General features: G+C 71.3%; 19 protein-coding genes. 8 read left to right on the forward strand and 11 right to left on the reverse strand.

The genetic code is table 11. The features are described 5' to 3' along the window. A partial coding sequence (locus CA984_RS30640; protein ID WP_086576977.1) for an alpha/beta hydrolase family protein occupies positions 1-1,036 on the forward strand: 1,036 nt, incomplete at its 5' end. On the opposite strand, the gene CA984_RS48285 is transcribed toward CA984_RS30640, so the two are convergent. From CA984_RS48285 to CA984_RS30650, 3 genes are read right to left on the reverse strand one after another with little or no spacing between them, the layout of a single operon-like run. After that, positions 983-1,216: a MerR family DNA-binding transcriptional regulator gene (locus CA984_RS48285; protein ID WP_341351737.1), complete on the reverse strand. Its 234-nt coding sequence runs from the start codon at positions 1,214-1,216 to the stop codon at positions 983-985. The genes CA984_RS30640 and CA984_RS48285 overlap by 54 nt on opposite strands. After that, positions 1,152-1,991: a phosphotransferase enzyme family protein gene (locus CA984_RS30645; RefSeq protein WP_086576978.1), complete on the reverse strand. Its 840-nt coding sequence runs from the start codon at positions 1,989-1,991 to the stop codon at positions 1,152-1,154. The genes CA984_RS48285 and CA984_RS30645 overlap by 65 nt, the downstream gene beginning before the upstream one ends. Further along, positions 1,988-2,548, reverse strand: coding sequence for a serine hydrolase domain-containing protein (locus tag CA984_RS30650; RefSeq protein ID WP_086576979.1), 561 nt, complete (start codon positions 2,546-2,548; stop codon positions 1,988-1,990). The genes CA984_RS30645 and CA984_RS30650 overlap by 4 nt, the downstream gene beginning before the upstream one ends. Before the next feature lie 181 nt (positions 2,549-2,729). Here CA984_RS30650 and CA984_RS30655 point away from each other — a divergent pair, with 181 nt between their 5' ends. Together CA984_RS30655 and CA984_RS30660 are read left to right on the forward strand one after the other, a co-directional pair. Continuing rightward, positions 2,730-3,653 carry an ABC transporter ATP-binding protein gene (locus tag CA984_RS30655; RefSeq protein ID WP_086576980.1) on the forward strand — a complete coding sequence of 308 codons (924 nt, stop codon included), beginning with the start codon at positions 2,730-2,732 and terminating at the stop codon, positions 3,651-3,653. Further along, positions 3,650-5,239: an ABC transporter permease gene (locus CA984_RS30660; protein ID WP_086576981.1), complete on the forward strand. Its 1,590-nt coding sequence runs from the start codon at positions 3,650-3,652 to the stop codon at positions 5,237-5,239. Before CA984_RS30655 ends, CA984_RS30660 begins: the two co-directional genes overlap by 4 nt. Here CA984_RS30660 and CA984_RS30665 read toward each other — a convergent pair whose 3' ends face one another. Then, on the reverse strand, positions 5,240-5,737 hold the full coding sequence (locus CA984_RS30665) for a GbsR/MarR family transcriptional regulator (RefSeq protein ID WP_086576982.1): 498 nt from the start codon (positions 5,735-5,737) through the stop codon (positions 5,240-5,242). A gap of 681 nt (positions 5,738-6,418) precedes the next feature. On the opposite strand from CA984_RS30665, the gene CA984_RS30670 reads away from it, so the two are divergent. Continuing rightward, entirely contained in the window at positions 6,419-7,465 is a 1,047-nt protein-coding gene (locus CA984_RS30670; RefSeq protein ID WP_165781476.1) for a DUF4158 domain-containing protein, read from the forward strand. 146 nt (positions 7,466-7,611) lie between these two features. On the opposite strand, the gene CA984_RS30675 is transcribed toward CA984_RS30670, so the two are convergent. From CA984_RS30675 to CA984_RS30695, 4 genes are all read right to left on the reverse strand, one after another. Continuing rightward, a complete protein-coding gene (locus CA984_RS30675; protein ID WP_086576984.1) occupies positions 7,612-8,904 on the reverse strand; it encodes an MFS transporter in 1,293 nt (430 codons plus the stop codon). Beyond that, entirely contained in the window at positions 8,901-9,440 is a 540-nt protein-coding gene (locus tag CA984_RS30680; RefSeq protein WP_086576985.1) for an ArsR/SmtB family transcription factor, read from the reverse strand. Before CA984_RS30680 ends, CA984_RS30675 begins: the two co-directional genes overlap by 4 nt. Positions 9,441-9,919: 479 nt before the next feature. Further along, positions 9,920-11,818: a cellulase family glycosylhydrolase gene (locus CA984_RS30690; protein ID WP_242676264.1), complete on the reverse strand. Its 1,899-nt coding sequence runs from the start codon at positions 11,816-11,818 to the stop codon at positions 9,920-9,922. 156 nt (positions 11,819-11,974) lie between these two features. Further along, positions 11,975-12,832 carry an aldo/keto reductase gene (locus CA984_RS30695; protein WP_086576987.1) on the reverse strand — a complete coding sequence of 286 codons (858 nt, stop codon included), beginning with the start codon at positions 12,830-12,832 and terminating at the stop codon, positions 11,975-11,977. A 75-nt stretch (positions 12,833-12,907) separates the two neighbouring features. On the opposite strand from CA984_RS30695, the gene CA984_RS30700 reads away from it, so the two are divergent. Beyond that, complete coding sequence (locus CA984_RS30700) at positions 12,908-13,813, forward strand: LysR family transcriptional regulator (RefSeq protein WP_086576988.1); 906 nt, start codon at positions 12,908-12,910, stop codon at positions 13,811-13,813. Between the two features lie 103 nt (positions 13,814-13,916). Here the strand turns inward: CA984_RS30700 and CA984_RS30705 are convergent, their stop codons facing one another. Then, positions 13,917-14,519 carry a TetR/AcrR family transcriptional regulator gene (locus tag CA984_RS30705; protein ID WP_086576989.1) on the reverse strand — a complete coding sequence of 201 codons (603 nt, stop codon included), beginning with the start codon at positions 14,517-14,519 and terminating at the stop codon, positions 13,917-13,919. Positions 14,520-14,598: 79 nt separating this feature from the next. Between CA984_RS30705 and CA984_RS30710 the strand changes: the two genes are divergently transcribed. Then, positions 14,599-15,429 (forward strand): alpha/beta hydrolase, encoded by an 831-nt coding sequence (locus CA984_RS30710; protein ID WP_086576990.1) that lies wholly within the window; start codon positions 14,599-14,601, stop codon positions 15,427-15,429. Positions 15,430-15,437: 8 nt separating this feature from the next. Continuing rightward, positions 15,438-16,601, forward strand: coding sequence for a YbfB/YjiJ family MFS transporter (locus CA984_RS30715; protein WP_086576991.1), 1,164 nt, complete (start codon positions 15,438-15,440; stop codon positions 16,599-16,601). A gap of 70 nt (positions 16,602-16,671) precedes the next feature. Here CA984_RS30715 and CA984_RS30720 read toward each other — a convergent pair whose 3' ends face one another. Both CA984_RS30720 and CA984_RS30725 read right to left on the reverse strand, forming a co-directional pair. Further along, on the reverse strand, positions 16,672-17,817 hold the full coding sequence (locus CA984_RS30720) for a serine hydrolase domain-containing protein (RefSeq protein ID WP_086576992.1): 1,146 nt from the start codon (positions 17,815-17,817) through the stop codon (positions 16,672-16,674). A 203-nt stretch (positions 17,818-18,020) separates the two neighbouring features. Continuing rightward, positions 18,021-18,515, reverse strand: coding sequence for an FBP domain-containing protein (locus CA984_RS30725; protein WP_086576993.1), 495 nt, complete (start codon positions 18,513-18,515; stop codon positions 18,021-18,023). 72 nt (positions 18,516-18,587) lie between these two features. Here CA984_RS30725 and CA984_RS30730 point away from each other — a divergent pair, with 72 nt between their 5' ends. Then, a complete protein-coding gene (locus CA984_RS30730) occupies positions 18,588-19,193 on the forward strand; it encodes a TetR/AcrR family transcriptional regulator (protein WP_086576994.1) in 606 nt (201 codons plus the stop codon). Positions 19,194-19,301: the final 108 nt, after the last annotated feature.

Raw genomic sequence — 19,301 nt, forward strand, 5'->3', positions numbered from 1 at the left:
GCCCGCCCCCACCGGCGCCCATCCGGTCGGCACCACCGTCCTGTATCTGAAAGACGCCTCCCGTCCCGATCCCTGGAACCTCGACGTCGACGCCAGGGAGCTCAAGGTCACCCTGTGGTATCCGACCGAGCAGCGGGACGGGGAGCGCGCGCCGTACATGACGCCGAAGGAATCGGAGCTCGCCATGAGGCGCTACGGGATCGCGGGCGTACCGGACGACACGCTGAGCAAGACGCGCACGAACGCCGCCAAAGACGCCGAACCCGCGGGGGAGAAGCTTCCACTGGTGGTGTTCTCCCCAGGCTTCACCAATCCGATGAGCACTCTCACGTCCCTGGCCGAGGATCTGGCCAGCCGAGGGTACGTCGTTGCCGGGATCGACCACACCTACGAGAGCTACGCCACGACCTTCCCCGGCGGGCGGGTCGCCGAATGCCTCGCGTGCGACAGCGACACGGACCCGGGTTTCGGCACGGGGGTGGTTGCGGGCCGGGCGGCCGACGTCTCCTTCGTGCTCGACCAGCTGCCGTCGAAGTGGGACGGTTCCGGCGTGATCGACCGCTCCAGAATCGCGATGGCAGGCCAGTCGATCGGCGGGGCCGGCGCCATGGCGACCATGGTGAAGGACTCCCGCGTGCGCGCCGGCATCGACATGGACGGCACCACCTACGCCCGCATCCCCAAGAGCGGGTTCTCCCGGCCGTTCATGTTCCTGGGTTCGCCGCAGCACGTCCCCGGCGGTCGCGACACTTCGTGGGAGCGCGACTGGAAGCTGCTGACCGGGTGGAAGCGCTGGCTCGTGCTGTCGGGCGCGGAACATCAGTCCTTCACCGACGGCCCGCTGATGGCCGGCGCCCTCGGTGTCACGCCCGCCTACGGCGTTCTGTCCGCGGCGCGCTCCGCCGAGCTCACCCGCACGTACGTGGCGGCCTTCCTCGACCGGCACCTGAAGTCCCAGCGGCAGCCCCTCCTGGACAAGCCGTCATCGCGCTACCCCGAAGTCAAGTTCTGCCCCGCGACCTGCGGCCAGTCCTGAGGCCCGGCGAATCGCGCCCACTCCGGAGGGGGCCAGGAGCCCGATGCGGCCGTAGTGACGCAGGGTGCGGCTCGTGATGCCCGCCCTGGCCGCGAGCTCGTGGGGCACCACCGGTTCAGCCGGCGGCGGTGAGCCGTGCGGTGATGGCCGGGCCTTCGTCGCGGATCCAGGCCTCGGCACGCGGGAGCCGGTCTTTCACGCCTCCGTCCCACATGCGCCTGAACACGGGATCGGTCGCGGCGGCGGCGCGCATGTTGACGTGAAAGCGGCCGATCATGCGAGTGGCCGCGGGGACCAGGGCATGGCGCTGGGGTGCGGTCATGCCGTAGGCGTCGGCGAACACCGCGACGCGGTGGGGGATGTCGAGGTCGACGAAGGCGGGCGCCCTGTCCTTCGGGTGCAGCAGGGGCGCCCACCAGTACAGGGCGTTGGCGAGGTCCTCGACCCTCGTGGTGGGCTTGGCGAGGTCGAAGTCGATGAGAGCGGCGGGCAGGCCGTCGCGGAAGACGACATTGCCGGGGCAGTAGTCGCGGTGACCGACCAGCAGGGGCCGGCCGTCGGGGGGCGAGGTCGTCATCCGCGCTCCGGGGATTCCTCCCCACGTCGCGTCCGCGGGCGGCACCCAGCCCTGGGCGGCGTCGTGCAGGCGGCGGATGAGCCGTGCGAGTTCGATCAGGACCTCTTCGCCCGCGGTGCCGGGCGGGAGCGGTTCGCGGGGAACCTCGCCGGGGACGAACGAGAGGACCTCGCGGCCCTGGTCGTCGAGGCCGAGCGGGACCGGAGCGCCCGAGAAGCCCGCGGCGCGCAGGTGCGCCAGGTAGGCCTGAACCGTCAGGGTGAAGGGTCGCACCGGCCGGCGGACGGTGTTTCCCACCCGCACGATTCCCTGCGTGACACCGTCGCCCGTCAGCGGCTCCTCATCGGGATGGCCGGCGTCGCGGTTCGGATCGGTCATGAGGCACCTCTGTCCGTGGTTGTCGACCATGCGAGACCTGTCATCAAAGCAGCCCCATCACGCTTTTCCCGCGCAGCGACCGGTGAGACCAGGAAACGTCCGTTCCCATCGTGGAACACGGACGGGCCGGTGGTCTCGACCCGGGTGGAGGTGGCGGGGTTCCACCAGTAGCCGCGCAGCCGCACCGACGAGAGCGCGGTGTCGGTGGGGACGGAGGTGCCGGCCAGCCCGAACGGGCCGATCAGGTCACGGCTCATCTGGTCGAAGTAGGACCGGCCGGTGACCCGTTCGATGATCATACCGATGACCAGGTAGTCGCTGTTGGAATAGGAGTAGCGGGAGCCCGGCGTGAACAGCCGTGCGTGCCGGTTCACGATGTCGAGCAACTGCTGGTCGGTGAACCCCTGCGTCATCGTCGTCCCGAAGCCGGGCAGGTCGTCGGTGAAGTCGTACAGCCCGCTGGTGTGCTGGAGGAGGTTCCGCAGGGTGATCTGGTCGCCGCCGGTCACGCCGGGCAGGTACTGCGAGACGCTCGCGACGCGCACCCGCGCGTCCATGCCGGAAACGTCGCCGTAGTGCGCTTGGAAGCGCCGGGCGTCCCGTCCGACAGTTCGGCGATCGTCGAGGAGCCGTTGAACCAGGGGGGAACGCGTCGACGGCCGCACCCCGAACGGTCGCCGGACCACATTGAATTCTAAATCTTCATGAAATTCGTGAAATTAGTGTAGCTTGAGATTCATGACGAATGCGATTTCCGTCTCCGGCCTGGTCAAGACATTCGGCCGGACACGGGCGCTCGACGGTCTCGACCTGACCGTCGGCACCGGTGAGGTGCACGGTTTCCTGGGCCCGAACGGCGCGGGGAAGTCCACGACCGTCCGGATCCTGCTCGGCCTGATGCGTGCGGACTCCGGCAGGGCGAGCCTCCTGGGCGGCGACCCCTGGGCCGACGCCACCGACCTGCACCGCCGCCTGGCCTACGTGCCCGGCGATGTGACGCTGTGGCCCAACCTGTCCGGCGGCGAGGTGATCGACCTGCTGGGACGGCTGCGCGGCGGGATCGACGCACAGCGCAGGAAGAGCCTGCTCGAGCGGTTCGAGCTCGACCCCCGTAAGAAGGGCCGCGCCTACTCCAAGGGCAACCGGCAGAAGGTCGCCCTGGTCGCGGCGCTCGCCTCGGATGTGGAGCTGCTCATCCTCGACGAGCCGACCTCCGGCCTGGACCCCCTGATGGAGGCGGTGTTCAGGGACAGCGTGGCCGAGGAGAAGGCGCGTGGCCGTACCGTGCTGCTGTCGAGCCACATCCTGTCCGAGGTGGAGGCCCTGTGTGATCGGGTGAGCATCATCCGCGGCGGCAGCCTCGTCGAGACCGGCACGCTGGCCGAGCTTCGCCACCTCACCCGCACCTCGGTCACAGCGGACCTGGCCCACGAGCCGGACGGCCTCACCGGCCTGCCCGGCATCCACGACCTGCGCGTCGAGGGCAACCGGGTGAGCTGCCAGGTCGAGCCCGCGCACCTCGACGAGCTGTTCGGCCGGCTGGCCGCAGCGGGTCTGCGCAACGTGACCGCCGCCCCGCCCACGCTCGAGGACCTCTTCATGCGCCACTACCGCACGGCGCAGCCGGGCGGGCGCGAGCGGCAGCACGAGGAGGCCCGATGAGCGCGCTGACCGGAGCGGGCGTTCTCGCCCGCCTCATCGTGCGCCGCGACCGCCTGATCCTGCCCGTCTGGGCTCTGCCGGCCGCCGTCTACCCGACGAGCATCGCCGGCAGCACCGCCGCGCTGTACCCGACCGCCGAGTCCCTGCGGTCGGTGGCCGGGGAGGCGATGGCCAACCCCGCGCAGCTGGCCACCCGCGGCCCCGTCTTCGACGCGAGCGTCGGCGGGCTGACCGCGTGGACCGTGGGTTCCTCCGGCGCGATGCTGCTGGGCCTGGTGAGCATGCTGCTCGTCATCCGGCACACCCGCGTGGACGAGGAGTCGGGCCGCCGCGAGCTCCTCGGCGCCGGCGTGGTCGGCAGGCACGCCCCTCTGGCCGCGGTGCTGGGCGTGGTGTTCGCCGTCAACCTGCTGATCGCCGTCCTGATGTCGGCGGTGCTGATGAGCGCCGGCCTGCCCGCGGCGGGTTCGATCGCCCTCGGCCTCTCGCTGGCCGCCGCGGGATGCACGTTCGCCGCGGTCGGCGCCGTGGTCGCGCAGATGACCAGGAGCGCCGTCGCCGCCAGAGGCGCCGGCGTGGCCGTCTTCATCGTCTTCTTCCTGATCCGCGCGGTCGGCGACGCGGGCGGGGCGGACTGGCTGTCATGGCTGTCGCCGCTGGGCTGGACGCTGCGCCTGCGGCCCTTCGCGGGGGAGCGCTGGTGGGTGCTGGCGCCGTTGCTCGCTCTCGTCGCCCTGCTGGCCACCGCTGCCCACGCGCTGACGGCCCGCCGCGACCTCGCCGCCGGCCTGCTGCCGCCACGGCTCGGACCCGCGACGGCGGCGCCCGGCCTGCGCAGCCCGCTGGCCCTGGCCTGGCGGCTGCACCGCGGCCAGGTCGCGGCGTGGTCCGCGGGCTTCGCCGTGGGCGGCCTCGCGCTCGGCGGCGCCGTCTCCGGCGGTCTGGAAGGCCAGATCGACGCTCCGCAGATCATGGACATGATCGCCAGGGTGGGCGGCGAGGACGCCAGGCCCGTCGACTTCTTCCTCAACTACCTGCTGTCCATGCTGGCCTGGATCGTCGCGGCGTACGGCATCGTGTCGGCGCTGCGGCTGCGGTCGGAGGAGTCGGCCGGGCGCGCCGACCTCGTGCTCGCGACCACGGTGAGCCGTGCCCGCTGGGCGCTCAGCCACCTGGTCATCGCCGCCGCGGGTCCCGGGGCCGTCCTGGTCGCGCTCGGCACGGCCACCGGTCTCGGGTACGGCCTGAGCACCGGCGACCTGGACAGGCTCCCGCAGGTGCTGGGGGGAGCCCTGATCCACCTGCCCGCGGTGTGGGTGATGACCGGGATCGCGGCGGCCCTGGCCGGCGCGCTGCCCCGCCTCGCGATGGCCGGTTGGGGCGTCTGGGTGGTGTTCGTGCTGCTCGACGTGTTCGGGATGCTCGGGCAGGTCGACGGGACGCTGCTGAACGTCATCCCGTTCACGCACGTGCCCTGGGTCCTGCTCGGGCAGATGTCGACGGTTCCACTGGTGGGGCTGACCGCCGTCGCGGCAGTCCTGACCGCGCTCGGCGTCGTCGGGCTGCGCAGGCGCGACCTCGCGTGATCAGCCGTCCTTCGAGACCGTGTTCAGCTCCTGCCACTTGTGCATCAGCCTCGGAACCTCGCTGCGCAGGAAGGCGAAGAAGCGCTGGATCTCCTCCAGCCGCGCGCCGGCCGGCGTGTCGGGGCCGAACACCGCCGACCCGTCGCGCGCGCCCTCCTCGAAGCGGCGGTACACCTCATCGCTCGACAGGGCCGCCTTGTACCAGGCTGACTGGTCGACGCGGTAGTGGTCGCGGCGCTGCCCCGGATCCCGCTCGCGGGTGATCATCCCGACGCGCATCAGGTACTTCACCGCTCCGGAGATCGCCGGAGGCCCGACCCGCAGTTGCTCGGCGAGCTCGGCGGCGGTGCGCCTGCCCTCCTCGGAGGTCAGGATCGCAGCGAACACGCGGGCCGCCATCCGGGGATAGCCGGAGTCGGACATGATCATGGCGAAGCGTTCCAGGAACCGCGTGGCCGCGGTCTCCTGATCGCTGTCGGTGTCGAGTGTCTCGGCCATCTGCGCCTCTCCGCGTCGCCTCCGCCTGGTCCGACCGAGTTTACGCAGTCTCCATAGTTGTGAAATTTCGTGAACCAAGGAAAAGAAGGCCTCGTGCCCGCATMGCGCGGACCAGGAGCTGTTTCCTGGAGTTCCTGGCGGCGGGCGTCGGTTTGGCGGCGGAGGGGCCGTGGTGATCCGACGGATGCGGAGGGGCGCGGCCGGCGCCGTCGCTGCCGTCGGGCGGGGTGTGGCGGTGGGACGACGCCGAGCGGGACGGGCCCGCGGCCTACCGGCGGATCCCGGTCCGCGACCGGCGTTCCGGCCATCGTGTCCGGGAGGCGGTGGGTTCGGAATGCGGCTTCTTATTAATCTACATTGTAAAGGCGTCCGGTTGTTCGCACACTGTGCCCTCCACCCGGGGCAGATGTTCCCGGCGCGCCTGGAGGCCGGGCGGGTGCTCTGCGACCCGTTGTCACCTCCGGCTTTCCCGCTCAGCGCCGCGTGCCCGAAGAGGAGTACGACGTTGGCGTTCAGGGCCCGGAACTCCTATAACTACGGCGAGGGGCAGAGTAGCGGTGAGCTGTCTTGCGGGTCCGTGGCGTAGTGGTTGCAAGTAGATCAAACCGGCGTAGAACGTCCTGGCTCCCCTTGATCGTGATCTCCGTCTGTTCGGAGAGTCCGTGGTCTGAGGGGTCTGCGGTGCGTGCGGAATGGGAGTCCGATGAGCTGATCGGCTCATGGACGCTGGTCGAGGGCGACTGGAAGCTGATCAAGAACAGGTCGGGGGCGGCGCGGCTGGGGTTCGCGTTGATGCTGAAGTTCTACGGGATCGAGGGCCGGTTCCGGGCCTATCCAGAAGAGGTCCCGCAGGTAGCGATCGTCTATGTCGCGTCGTTGGTGAAGGTGGATCCGGAGCTGTTCGACAAGTACTCCTGGGCCAGCCGGACGATCAAGGACCACCGCAAGCAGATCCGGACGGCCTTCGGGACGCGGCCGCCGACCGAGGAGGACGAGGAGCGGTGGGCGCAGTGGATGGCTGATGAGCTGTGTTCGACGGAGACGAACCGGGACCGGCTGGCTGAGGCGCTGCGGCGCCGGTGCCGCAGCGAGAATGTGGAGCCGCCGACGCCGGGCCAGGTAGAGCGGGTGGCCTCGGCGGTGAGCCGGTTGGAGGAGGCGTTCGCCTGCGGAGTGCAGGCCAGGTTGGGGCCGATGGTGTGCGGCCGGCTTCAGGACCTGCTGGGCAGGCAGCAGGTGCTGGCGGAGCTGAAGGCCGACCCCGGCCCGCTGGGCCTGGAGACGCTGCTGAAGGAGATCGGCAAGCTGAGGACCGTCCGGTCTCTGGGCTTGGACGAGACCGTGTTCGCTGAGGTGTCGGACCTGATCGTGGCGGCCTGGCGGGTGCGGGCGATGCGCATGTATCCCTCGGACTTCGAGTCCGCGCCGGAGCCGATCCGGTACACGCTGCTGGCGGCGTTGTGCTGGACGCGTCTGGCTGAGCTGGTCGACGGCCTGGTGGAGCTGCTGGTCGGCCTGATCTACAAGATCAACGCTCGGGCGGAGTGGAAGGTGGAGAAGGAGCTGAGCGGGTCCGGTACAGCCTGCGCGGCTCGGGGCTTGAGCAGCAACCGAACGGCCAGGGGCGTTAAGGATCCGTCGGGCTCGTCCTATTGCCAGCGGCCGTTCGGTTGTGGGTGGTGGTGTCAGGAGGGGTGGTTGTGTGACTTGGATTTCTTGACGGCGTGATTCTTTGAAACCTTTCTGTCGTGATTTTCGATCTTGTCTCTCGGCGGCAGAGGGGAGATGAGTGCGTGAAGGCCGCTGCCCGGCGGGGCAACGGCCTTCACCGTTCCGATGTAGTTGGAGGTGTTGTGACCTGCAAGCAATGACCGTCACCTGGATGTGGTTTGCACAGCGATCTCTTTGGTGGGGTCCTGGTCGGCCGGGTCGGCTTGCGGGCGCGCGCTGCGCAGTGCGGTCTCGACGCGGCGATTGCTGGTCATGGTCGCGGTGACGGCGGTCATGGTGAGGAGGAGGCCGGCGGCGGCGTAGAGCGGGGTGCGCAGGTCGTAGGCGGTGGCCAGCCAGCCGCCGAGGAAGGCGCCGAACGGGGCGGCGCACATGGCGAGCATGCGGGAGGTGGAGGCGACACGGCCCATCAGGTGGGCCGGGACGATGGCCTGCCGGAGGGAGGGGCCGAGCACCATCGTGGCGCCCATGCCCGCTCCGCAGACGGCGAGCGCGAGCCCGGCCACGTACGGGTTCGGGGCGGAGGCGAGCCCCAGGATGGCGAGGCCCTCGATTGTGGCGGTGCAGGTCAGCGCGGTGCCGGTGCCCAGGCGCCGGCCGAGGAAGGAGGCGATGCCCGCGCCGAGCAGGCCGCCGATGGCCTCGGCGGTGAGGAGCAGGCCGAAGCCGAAGGCGCCGACGCCGAGACGTTCGTGGGCGAACAGGGCCAGAACGGTCTCCACGGCGAGGAAGGCGACGTTCCCGACCGCCGGACGGAGCGCGAGCCCGAGCAGCAGCCGGTCCTGGAAGACGTAGGAGGCCCCGGCCCGCGCCTGCCGGAGCAGCGACTCGCGGGCGCTTGTGGCCGGCCGCGGCACGGCGGGCAGCGACCGGACGAGCAGTGCGGACAGCGCGAACGACACCGCGTCGGCGAGCAGCGGAACCGAACGTCCGAGCGCGAGCAGCGCACTGCCCGCAGGTGGCCCGGCGAAGCCGGACGCGGCGGTCTGGGCGCCGCGCAGGCGAGCGTTGGCGCGTTCCAGCTGGGCGGGGTTGCGGCCGAGCAGATCCGGCAGGTACGCCGTGGCGGCCGTGTCGAAGAACAGCCCGCCGAGGGCGAGCAGGAACGCGAGGGCCGCCAGCAGCGGGATGCTCAGCACGTCGAGCGCCGCCGCCGCAGCGGGTATGGCGAGCAGCGCCGCACGCGCGGCGTCCGTGACCCACATCGTGCGGCGGCGGTCCCAGCGGTCCACCAGCGCACCGCCGAGCACTCCGAACAGCAGCCAGGGCAGTGTCCCGGCTGCCGTGACGACGGCCAGCGCCATCGGATCCCGGGTCAACGTCAACGCGAGCAGCGGCAGCGCGGCATGCGACACCCCGTCACCGAGCGAGGAGATCGTCTGCGCGGTCCACAGCCGTCCGAACCCGGTCGGCAGCTTCCTGGCTCCTTGGTTCACTTGGAGTCCCCGTCCGCCTGCTCGCGCGGCGCCGGCCGGAACAGCGCGAAGGCGAGCGACACGTCCGGCAGCGACGGATCGGACAGCTCCTGGTACTCGTCCGCCAGTGCCTGCAACTCCGCCCCCAGCTGCGCGAACTGCTCCTCGGTGAGTCGCAGATGCGCCATCCGTACGTGCCGCTCACCATCCACCGGTGACGCCTCCAGGTCCGCCACCGCATTCCGCAGCAGCATGTCCGGCTGCCCCGGCCCTGGATCCGGCAGCTCGATCGACCGCGCGGCCATCGCGTAGTACCGCTCGGTGACCCCTCTCACTTTCCGCGTCCGCACCACTTTGACCAGGCCGGCCCGCTCCAGTAGCCGCACGTGATAGCTGGAACTCCCCTTCGCAAGGCCCACCCGCTGGGCAATCTGCGTGATCGTCGCCGGCTCGAAGCGGAGCACGGCCATGATCCGGTGACGCGTGAGATTGGAGACGGCGCGTAGCTGCTCGTCAGTGGTGACGTGAAACGTCTCGGGGAGATCATCGGTCGGCATGCAGGCAATGGTCAACGATTCTTGACCATTGCGCAAGGGGTTTAGGCCTAGCAATATGGCGCTGGTCTGACGGATCTACCCCGAGCTGTGCTGACGCTCGGCTGTTCGAGGGTTTGCTCGTTCCGTAGAGGGATCCCTCAACGGAACACCACCCGGACCGGACGGATCCCCAGGTCGGGGTGTTCCGTATAGGTGTTTCGCGAACTGTTCCGGTGAAGGCCCCCTATCCGGAACACTTGAACGCGTGAACGGGACCGGGGTCGGCTACGCGCGCTGCTCCACCGACGAACAAGACCCGCCCGCCGCTCCATCCGCCGCCGCTACGCCGAAGGCGAGGTCTCCCTCGCAGACCTGGCCACCGAGTACAGCGTCGGACGCTCCACCGTCCACCGCATCATCAGCGGCCAGGACAACCCAAGGGAGAACGCAGGATCACCACCTGCTCTGCCCCTCGCCGTAGCTATAGGAGTTCCGGGCCTTCAGGTGGGGAAGCGCTGGTTTCTCCAGGCGGCCAGCTCGGTGGCGGCGGCCGCCAGCTGAGCGGGGGTGACGGCGGGGCCGGTGGCCGCGCCGATCACCAGGGCGGTGTGCACGGTGCCCGGTGCCGCGCCGGACGGCCTCAGCAGCAGGCGGTGGGCGGTGGACGAGCCGGTCTCTGTCGCGATCGCCGCCGGCCCGGAGGCGGGTAGGCCCGCGCGGGTGGCCACGTCACCGACCACGACGGTGGTCGCGGCGGTGAAGGAGGCCGGCAGGTGCAGCTCGGTCGGGGCGCTCGGGGCCGTGGCGGGTTCGCGCCAGACCAGGACGCCGAAACGCCGGTCCTTGACCAGCGCGGCGATGCCCGGCATGGAGGACGGTACGGCCAGCCAGGCCCGCTGCTGCCCGGCGCCGCCGTAGCCGGACCGGGCGAGGTCCTCGTAGGCGAAGGCCAGTACGTCACCGGCGACCGCGGAGGGGTAGAGGCGGTCCAGCACCGCCTGGTCCAGCCGGGTCGCCAAGGCGCCCGACGCGTCTGCGGCGACCACGGAGAAGTCCTCATCGTTCCAGCCGTCGCCCTCGGTCCGCACCTTGGCGGGGTTGCGGTTCATCAGCTCGTGGTGCCTGCCGCTGTAGGCGTCCCAGTGCCACTGGGTGGAGGAGAGCACGTTTCCCCCGGTGCCGGCGGCCTGCCACCAGCTCTTGCCGGGGACCCCGGAGTCCATGGCCTGGTACATGGCCCGGACCATCCACGGCGTGCGGTCGCTGCCGCCGCCCGACAGCTTGTAGCCGAACTCCGAGACGAAAGGCGCGGTGGCCAGCGTGCGGGCCCGGTCGCGGATCTCGTTCATCGCCGCGTCGTACACCCCGTCGGAGGCCGGCGACGGGTCGACCGTCATGCGGGCGCCGTCGTAGAAATGGCTGTTGAAGACATAGCGGGTGCCGAGGGCGCCGACCGTGGTGAGCCCGCCTTCCTCGAAGAAGCCGGTGTTCCAGAAGGCCAGGGGTTCGACGAAGGCGGGCTTGGCCGCCCACCCCGAGGCGTCCATGGCGGCGCGGAATCGCTGGTAGAAGGGCATCAGATAGGTCTTCTCCCACTCCAGGCCGCTCTTGCCGGAAAGGCCCCCGTCGAAGGGTTCGTTGAAGGGGTCGAACCCGATGACGGAGGCGAACTCCTGCTCCGGCAGCCGCTGCCTGATGTGGGTCATGGTGGCTGTCGCTTGCCGCAGGAAGGCCTCCTGGACGCCGACCTCGCCCGCGGAGGTGCTGATGCGCCGGTCGCGCCAGAAGTCGTAGGCGGCCTGGCGGACGGCCTTGTTGGTCTGCATGTTCTGCCCCCACAGCAGGCAGATGCCGCAGGACTCCTTGGGGTAGTCGCCGGCCTTGATCACCCATTCCGGCGCGCCGTCACCGGTGTACCAGCTGTCCTGGTTGAACAGGTACGAGGAGTACAGGTCCTGGTGGTAGTCGACCAGGACGCGGATCCCCCGACCGGTGAACGCGCGGATCTGCTCGACCGCCTTGTCGAGGTAGGCGTAGTCGATGGTGGAGGGGGAGGGCTGCACGCCTTCCCAGCTGATGAGGAAGCGGATCACGTTCGCACCGGTGAGGTCGCGCATGGCCTGGGCCGAGCGCGCGGCGTCGGCGGTGCTGCGGAACGGCAGCAACGAGTTCTCGTACAGCTTGGCGCTGCCGGAGACGTTGAACCCGCGCAGGGTCACCTCCCGGCCGTCGCCGTCGCGGAAGGCCCAGCCCTGCTGCTTGGCCGTGACGACCAGCGGGGCCGGGGCCGCGGTCGCGGCCGCGGGGGCGTGAGCGTTGCCGTTCACCAGGATGAGTGTCAGGACGGCGGCCAGGGCGGAGGCGGCCGGGCGCGCCACGCGCGACGATGCTGCTCGCATGAACGGAGAATAGAACCCTCCTCATGTTGTTATTAGTGGGCGATCCGCTAGAACCGCCTGCCGTTCCTTGTCCGCCACGCGCAGACTCGCCCGCGATCGCCTGCCGCGACATCGGAGGATCACAGGTGCGTCCTCGCCCCGTCGATCAGGGGCCGGTCAGCGGGATGGGCCGGTGTGCCGGGTCTGTCGCCACACGGCGTCGAGCCGGGAGAACTGCTCCCGGGTCAGTTCGATGCGCGTCGCCGCCATGTTCTCCTCCAGGTGCGCGGCAGAGCTGGTGCCCGGGATCGGCAGCATGACGGGCGAGCGGGCCAGCAGCCAGGCGAGCATCACCTGCACGGGGGTGCCGCCGACCTCCTTGGCGACCCGCGCGAGCGGTCCTTCCGCGGCGGCGTGCGTGCCGTCGGCCACCGGCTGCCAGGGGATGAAGGCGATCCCCGCAGCCTCGCAGTGGTCGAGCACGTCCTCATACCGCCGGTCGGTGAGGTTGTAGCGGTTCTGCACGCTGGCGATCGGAACGGTCCGGCGGGCCTCCTCGATCTGGGCGACGCCGACCTCCGACAGCCCGATGTGGCGGATCTTGCCCTCGTCCCGCAACTGCGCAAGGGCGCCGATCTGGTCGGCGAAGGGCACCTGCGGGTCGACGCGGTGGAGCTGGAACAGTTCGATCCGCTCCAGCCGGAGGCGGCGCAGGCTCAGTTCGGCCTGCTGGATGAGGTACTCCGGGCGGCCCAGCGGCTTCCATTGCCCGCGTCCCGGGCGGCTCTGCCCCGCCTTGGTCGCGATGACCAGGTCGCGCGGGTAGGGGTGCAGCGCCTGGGCGAGCAGTTCCTCGTTGGCGCCCAGGGCGTAGGCGTCGGCGGTGTCGATGAGCGTCACGCCGAGCTCGACGGCTCGCCGCGCGACCGCGATGGCGGCGGCCGGGTCCTCGGGCGGGCCCCAGCCGGTCAGCCGCATCGCGCCGAAGCCGAGAGGGTGCACGGGCAGGTCTCCGCCGATTCGGAAAGTGTTCATGGCCGGTACCTTGACGCCTCACGATCGCAAAGCACAAGCGAGTCTTTCTTAGGGCTACTGCGTAGTATCGCTTAGATGTTGAGTCTTGAGCGGCTCCGCGTCCTGCACGCGATCGGTACTTACGGGTCGGTCACCGGGGCCGCCAACGCCCTGCACGTCACCACCTCGGCGATCTCCCAGCAGATGGCCAAGCTGGAGCGGGAGGTCGGACAGCGGCTGCTGGAGCGCAGCGGCCGCGGTGTGCGGCTCACCGGTACCGCCGAGCTGCTCGTCGCCCACGCCGGGCAGATGCTGTCGCTGGCCGAACGCGCCGAGGCGGATCTGGAAGCCCACCGCGGCGCCGTCGTCGGGCGCCTGTCGCTCGCCGCGTTCGCGACGGCCGCGCGCGGGCTGGTCCCGCCCGCGCTGGGGGACCTGCGCCGCGACCACCCGCGGTTGCGGGTCGGGCTGGAGGAGGCCGAACCGCACGAGACGGTGCCGCGGGTCGCCCGCGGCGATGTGGACGTGGCGATCGTCCAGAGCTGGTCCGGCCACCCTCTCGCCCTGCCCGAGGACCTGAGCAGGGCCGCGCTCCTCGACGACGTCGCGGACGTCGCGCTTGCCGAGGGGCACCCACTGGCCGCGCGCGGCACCGTCGACATCGAGGAGCTCGCCGGTGAACCGTGGATCACCTGGAGCCGCGGCTGGATCTGCAACGCCTGGCTGCTGCACACTCTGCGTTCCTGTGGCGTCGAGCCGGACATCGCCCACACCGCCGCCGAGCACCACACGCAGCTCGCCCTCGTCGCGGCCGGCCTCGGTGTGGCGATCATTCCCCGGCTCGGCCGCGATCCGGCGCCCGGCGGCGTCCGCTTCGTCGAGGTCCGGCCGAGACTGGCCCGGCACGTCTACGCGGTGTGGCGCACCGACGCCGACCGGCGGCCCTCGATCCGTGCCGTGATCCAGGCCCTGCGCCGGCACAGCCGGGCGTCAGCCGGCTGAGCGTCGCCACGCGAAGTCGCCGGGCAGCCGTCACCTGTTCGGGACCTGTCCCGTGGATCATCGGACCGGGTCGCGGAGCCCTGTCGGCCGGAGGCCGGAATCCTCAAGGGCGGGGCCGGCGGTCCGGGGTGGAGGCCGACAGCAGGGCGAGTGCGGCGCGGCGGCCGTGCTCGCCCGTACCGGACGGGCCGAGGTGCGCGGCGACGACGGTCGCGCCCTCGACCAGTATGAGCAGCTGCCGGGCCAGGACGTGCGGGTCGGCGGCCCCGGCGCGGGTGGCGATGCCGGTGAGGAGTTCGAGGTAGCGGCCCAGATGGCGCGCGGTGATGGCGCGTACGGCCTCGACGTGGTGCTGGGCGGCCGCGTTCATCATCGCGCAGCCGCGGAAGACCGGCTCGTCGTACCACCGCTGGAGGGCGTCGAACACCGCCGTGAGCTGGTCGGCGGGATCGTCTCCGGCTGCCGCGACGGCAGCGGCCAGCCAGGTCGACACCCGCTCGCTCCGGGCCTCCAGCATGGCCTGTACGAGCCCGTCCTTGGTGCCGAAGTGCCGGTAGAGCGTCTCTTTGGACACTCCGACGCGGGCGCACAACTCGGTGACGCCGATGCCGTCGAGCCCGCGCTCGTACAGCACCAGGGTGGCTGCCTCCAGGATCGTGGCGCGGGTGCGTTCCGGATCGATCGTCGAGCCTTTGGCGACTGGCATACGGTAGATGGTACCGATTGGTTCGATCGACTGCTAGCGTCTGAGATCGTAATGATCGGTTCGATCTTTGGAGTCTGTGATGACAGATCCGCTCTCCGCCGACCCTCCGGTCGATCGGGACTTTCCGGCCACCACACCCGCGCTGACCTTCGACAGCGGCGGAGCGACTCTGCGCGGGGTCTTGCACGTGCCGGCAGGCCGGGGGCCGCACCCGGTCGTCGTGCTGCTGCACGGGTTCCCCGGTAACGAGCGCAACTTCGATCTCGCGCAGGTGCTGCGACGCGCGGGCCACGCGTCATTGGTGTTCCACTACCGCGGCTCGTGGGGAGTCGGCGGCTCGTGGTCGTGGTCGCACGTACTGCAGGACACGGCAGCGGTCGTGGCCGGCCTGCGCGAGCCTGGGCCGGCGGCCGCTCACCGGCTCGACCCCCGGCGATTGGCGCTGGTCGGCCACAGCCTCGGCGGCTTCGCCGCGCTGATGACCGCGGCGGCGGACCCGTCGATCGCCGCGGTCACCTCGGTGGCCGGGTTCGACTTCGGCGCGGTGGCAGCGCTCTGCCGCGACGACCCGGGTCTGCGGGCCCGCTGCGTCGAAGCATTCGAGGGCGAGCTCGGCCCGCTCCGGGGCACCAGCGGGGAGGCCCTCGTCGCCGAGATGGAGGCGGCCGGGGAGGAGTGGCGGCTGGCCCGCCTCGCGCCGCTGCTCGCCGACCGCCCGGTGCTCCTGGTCGGCACCAGCCTCGACGCCGTGACCCCGCACGAGGTACACCACGGGCCGGTCGTCCAGGCATACCGGGCGCAACCGGTGAGAAAGCTCGAACACCATGTGTTCGCGACCGACCACTCCCTGTCGGACCACCGCGTGACGCTGGCGCGTACGGTCCTGAGCTTCCTGGAACAGTACCGATGAGACCATCGATGTGGCAGGCGGTTCGGCTGGCTCTCGGCACCGCCTCGGCGCTCGGACTCGCGCGCTTCGCCTACGGGCTGCTCGTCCCGGCCATGCGTGAGGACCTCCACTGGAGCCTGGCCGAAGCCGGGGCGATGAGCACCGCCAACGGGCTCGGCTACCTTCTCGGCGCGCTGGTGACCGCCGTCGTCGTCCGCCGGCTGGGCACCGCTGCCGCATTCCGCTGGGGCATGGTCCTCACGGCGGCGGCCCTGGCGGCCAACGCGACCAGCGGTGACTACCTGGTGCTGCTGACCGCACGGGCCGCAGCCGGGGTGGCGGGGGCGGTGGTGTTCATCACCGGCGGTGTGATCGCGTCGCGCATCGCGACCCGCGTCTCCTCCGGCGCGCCCATCACCGTCTACTTCGCCGGCACCGGGCTGGGCATCGTCTTCGGCGGCGCGACCATCCCGGCGCTGGGGGATCACTGGCACGTCGCCTGGGCCGGCCTGAGCGTCGCCGCCGCCCTGGCGACGGTGGTCAGCTGGAGCGCCGCGCGCACGGACGACGACGCGCCGGCCGCCACCGCCGGGCGGGCACGGATCCGTCCGGTCTGGCGGACCGCCCTGGCCTATGTGCTGTTCGCCGCCGGTTACATCACCTACATCACCTTCCTGTCCGCCTATCTCGCCGACCGGCATGCGCCGGTCACGCAGGTGGTGCTCATCTGGACGTCGATGGGTCTGGCCGTCATGGCGGCGCCCGCGCTGTGGAGCCGCCCGATCACCGACTGGCCCGGCACCCGGGCCCTCGCCACCTTGCTCGGCGTCCTCAGCGGTGGAGCGGCGCTCGCCCTCGCGGCGCCCACGCTGCCGGTCATCCTCGCCTCCGCGATCGTCTACGGGGCGACGTTCATGGGCGTTCCCGCGGCCGTCACCGCGCTCATCAGGGGCGACACCCCGCCCGCGGACTGGACGGCCACGCTGGCGGCCTTCACCATGCTGTTCGCGGCCGGTCAGACCGCCGGCCCCTGGATCGCCGGCATCCTCGCCGACCACACCTCGACCGAAGCCACGCTGGTGTGGACCGCGGTTCTGTGCGCTGTGGCGGCCGTGATCGCGGCGACGGTCCGCCGGCATCCCGCACCGCCGGCCACGACGCGCGACCCGGCGTCGCCGGGACGGGGCGCCTGACGCCGGGGCCCGGCACCCGAGTCCGCACACGCCTGCCGGCCGGCCACCCGCCGGCGGCGTACCCGACCCCTCAGCTCACTACGGCCAGGCACTTGCGCACAGCCTCGACCAGGCGGCCGGCGCGGGCGTCACCGTGGCCGATCATGCGGTTGGCGACGTAGGCGAAGCCCACGCCGAACTCGTCGTCGCCGAAGGCGAACTGCCCGCCCGCTCCGTCGTTGCCGAAGCTGCGCTCTCCCAGCATCGGCCGGAAGGCGGAGTCGAGCAGGAAGCCCGAGCCCCAGCGCGCCCCGGCGTCGAAGCCCAGCCATCCCTTGCCGGAGGAAACCTCGCAGACCGCGTCCGTCACGGTGTCCGGTGTGAGCAGCCGCTCGTGGCCCTCGACGCCGCTCACGGCCGCCGCGTACAGCCCGGCGAGGCCGCTCGCCGACGCCGTGGCACCGGCTCCGGGCAGCTCCATGCCGAGCAGCGCGGGATCGTTCCAGCCGTGCGGCTCGTCGAGGCCGGGGAAGACCAGCGCGCCGTTCATCGTCACGATGCGGGTGAGCAGGTGGTCGGGACCGGGCATCCGGGGCCGCCCCTCGGCCTCGACGAGCCGGGCACGGCCCTCCATCTCCCCGGCGGGCAGGCCGATCCAGGCCCGTAGCCCCAGCGGCTCGCCTGCGACACGGCGGAAGTACGCGCCGGGGGTGAGCCCGGTGACGCGCCGGATGACCTCACCGATGAGGAACCCGAAGACATGACCGTGGTACTCGTATGCCGTGCCCGGCTCCCACAGCGGTTCCTGCTCCTCGATGGCGTGGATCACCGGTGTCCAGGCGGCGATCTCCTCGAAGCCGAGCACCGGGTCAAGGGCGGGGAGCCCTGCCCGGTGCCCGAGGACCATACGGCAGGTGATGGCCTCCTTGCCGCCCCGCGCGAACTCCGGCCAGTACCGGCTCACCGGGGCGTCGAGGTCGAGGTTTCCCTGCTGTGCCAGGAGGTGGGCGCAGACGCCGACGAGGCCCTTGGCGCAGGAGAAGACCGGCACGACCGTGTCCTGTGCCCACGGCCGGCCGGTCCGTCCGTCCGCGACCCCGCCCCACAGCTCCACGACCTTGCGCCCGTCGACGAACACGGTGACGGCCGCGCCGAGTTCACCGTATTCGGCGAAGTTGCGGGAGAAGGCGTCGGCGACCGCCCCGAACCGTTCGTCGGCGAATCCGCTGCGCTTCACGGTGCCCCTCTTCCTGGTGACGCGTTGTCGATGGTCGCGGTGGACGCCTGAGCGCCGGCGCGTGGGCGCCGAGCCGCTGTGACCACGCCGGTGGGCAGGGCTCCGGTGAGCTGCCCGCCGGGCCCGGGACGTAGCGGTTGCCGGTGGGCCTCCCGGCCGGGCGCCCAGGGGGCGCGTCGCCGGCCGGCCGAGGCGGTTCCGGCTCACGCCAGGACCTTGTCCAGGAACGCCGACAGCTTGGCCCGGGTGCGATCGATCCGCTCCTCCAGCGGCAAGGACTCTTCGAGCCGCCCTCCCAGGTCGGGGAGCTTCTTGCCACGCACGTACAGGGAACAGGCGAGGTCGGTGCACACGTACACGCCGACCGAGTTGCTGTCCCGGCCGGCCTGCCCCGCGCGCCGGGCGGTCATCAGCGAGACGCCGCTGCCGGGGTGTGAGGTCAGGCACAGCGAGCACATGCCCTGGTGAAGAGGCCCGCGCTGCCCGGTGACCAGGCGGAGCGTCACACCGACGAGCTCGCCGCCGCGCTCGGCGACGACGTAGCCGCGATCCGGCGCGCCGGGGTCGCACCAGCCCAGGAAGTCCAGGTCGTCCCAGGGCTGCTCGGCCAGGCCCCGCGGAACCACCAGCCGCTTGGCCTCCCCCCGGGAGCAATTGACGAACGACGCGCGAATGTCCTGCTCGCTGACTACTTTCATGGCGCGGAACGCTACCTTTGCCTAGATGTATTAGGCAAACACTTAAATTCCTAGGAAACGCGGAGGTGGCGGGTGGCTCGTGCGGGGCTGACAGCCGAGCGCGTGACGGAGGCGGCCGCGGACCTGGCCGACGCCGTCGGGTTCGAGAACATCACCGTGTCCGCGCTGGCGCGGAGCTTCGGGGTCAAGGACGCCAGCCTGTACTCGCACGTCAGGAACCTTCGGGATCTGCGGGAACGGGTCGCGCTGCTGGCCGCGGGCGAGCTCGCCGACCGCATCGCCGCGGCGGTCGCGGGCCGGGCCGGGAAGGAGGCCATGGTCGCCTTCGCCAACGCCTACCGAAACTACGCGCTGGCCCACCCCGGCCGCTACGCGGCGACCCAGGCGGTCCAGCTGGACCCCGCCGCCCTGGCCCGGTCCACCGTCTATGCCCGCACCATCGAGCTGACCCACGCGATGCTGCGCGCGTACAGGCTGGCCGAGCCGGATCTGACCGACGCGGGCCGCCTGCTGCGCAGCGCCTTCCACGGCTACATCACCCTTGAGGCCAACGGCGGATTCAGCCACTCCCGCGCCGTGCAGAGGTCCTGGGAGCGGGCCCTTGACGGCCTCCACCTCCTGCTGGAGAACTGGCCCGCGGAGTCGCCGCCTCACACGGCGGACGGGGAAAGAACATGATGAGGTGCGCTCGCCTCCTGACGGCGGTCGGGCTCGACGTGTCGGAAGGAGCCCCCGGTGGCCGCGAGCGGACGCTCACCGGCCGTGGAGGGGGTCACCGGGGGTGGG

It is taken from the genome of Streptosporangium minutum (assembly GCF_002149035.1).
Lineage (GTDB): Bacteria > Actinomycetota > Actinomycetes > Streptosporangiales > Streptosporangiaceae > Streptosporangium > Streptosporangium minutum.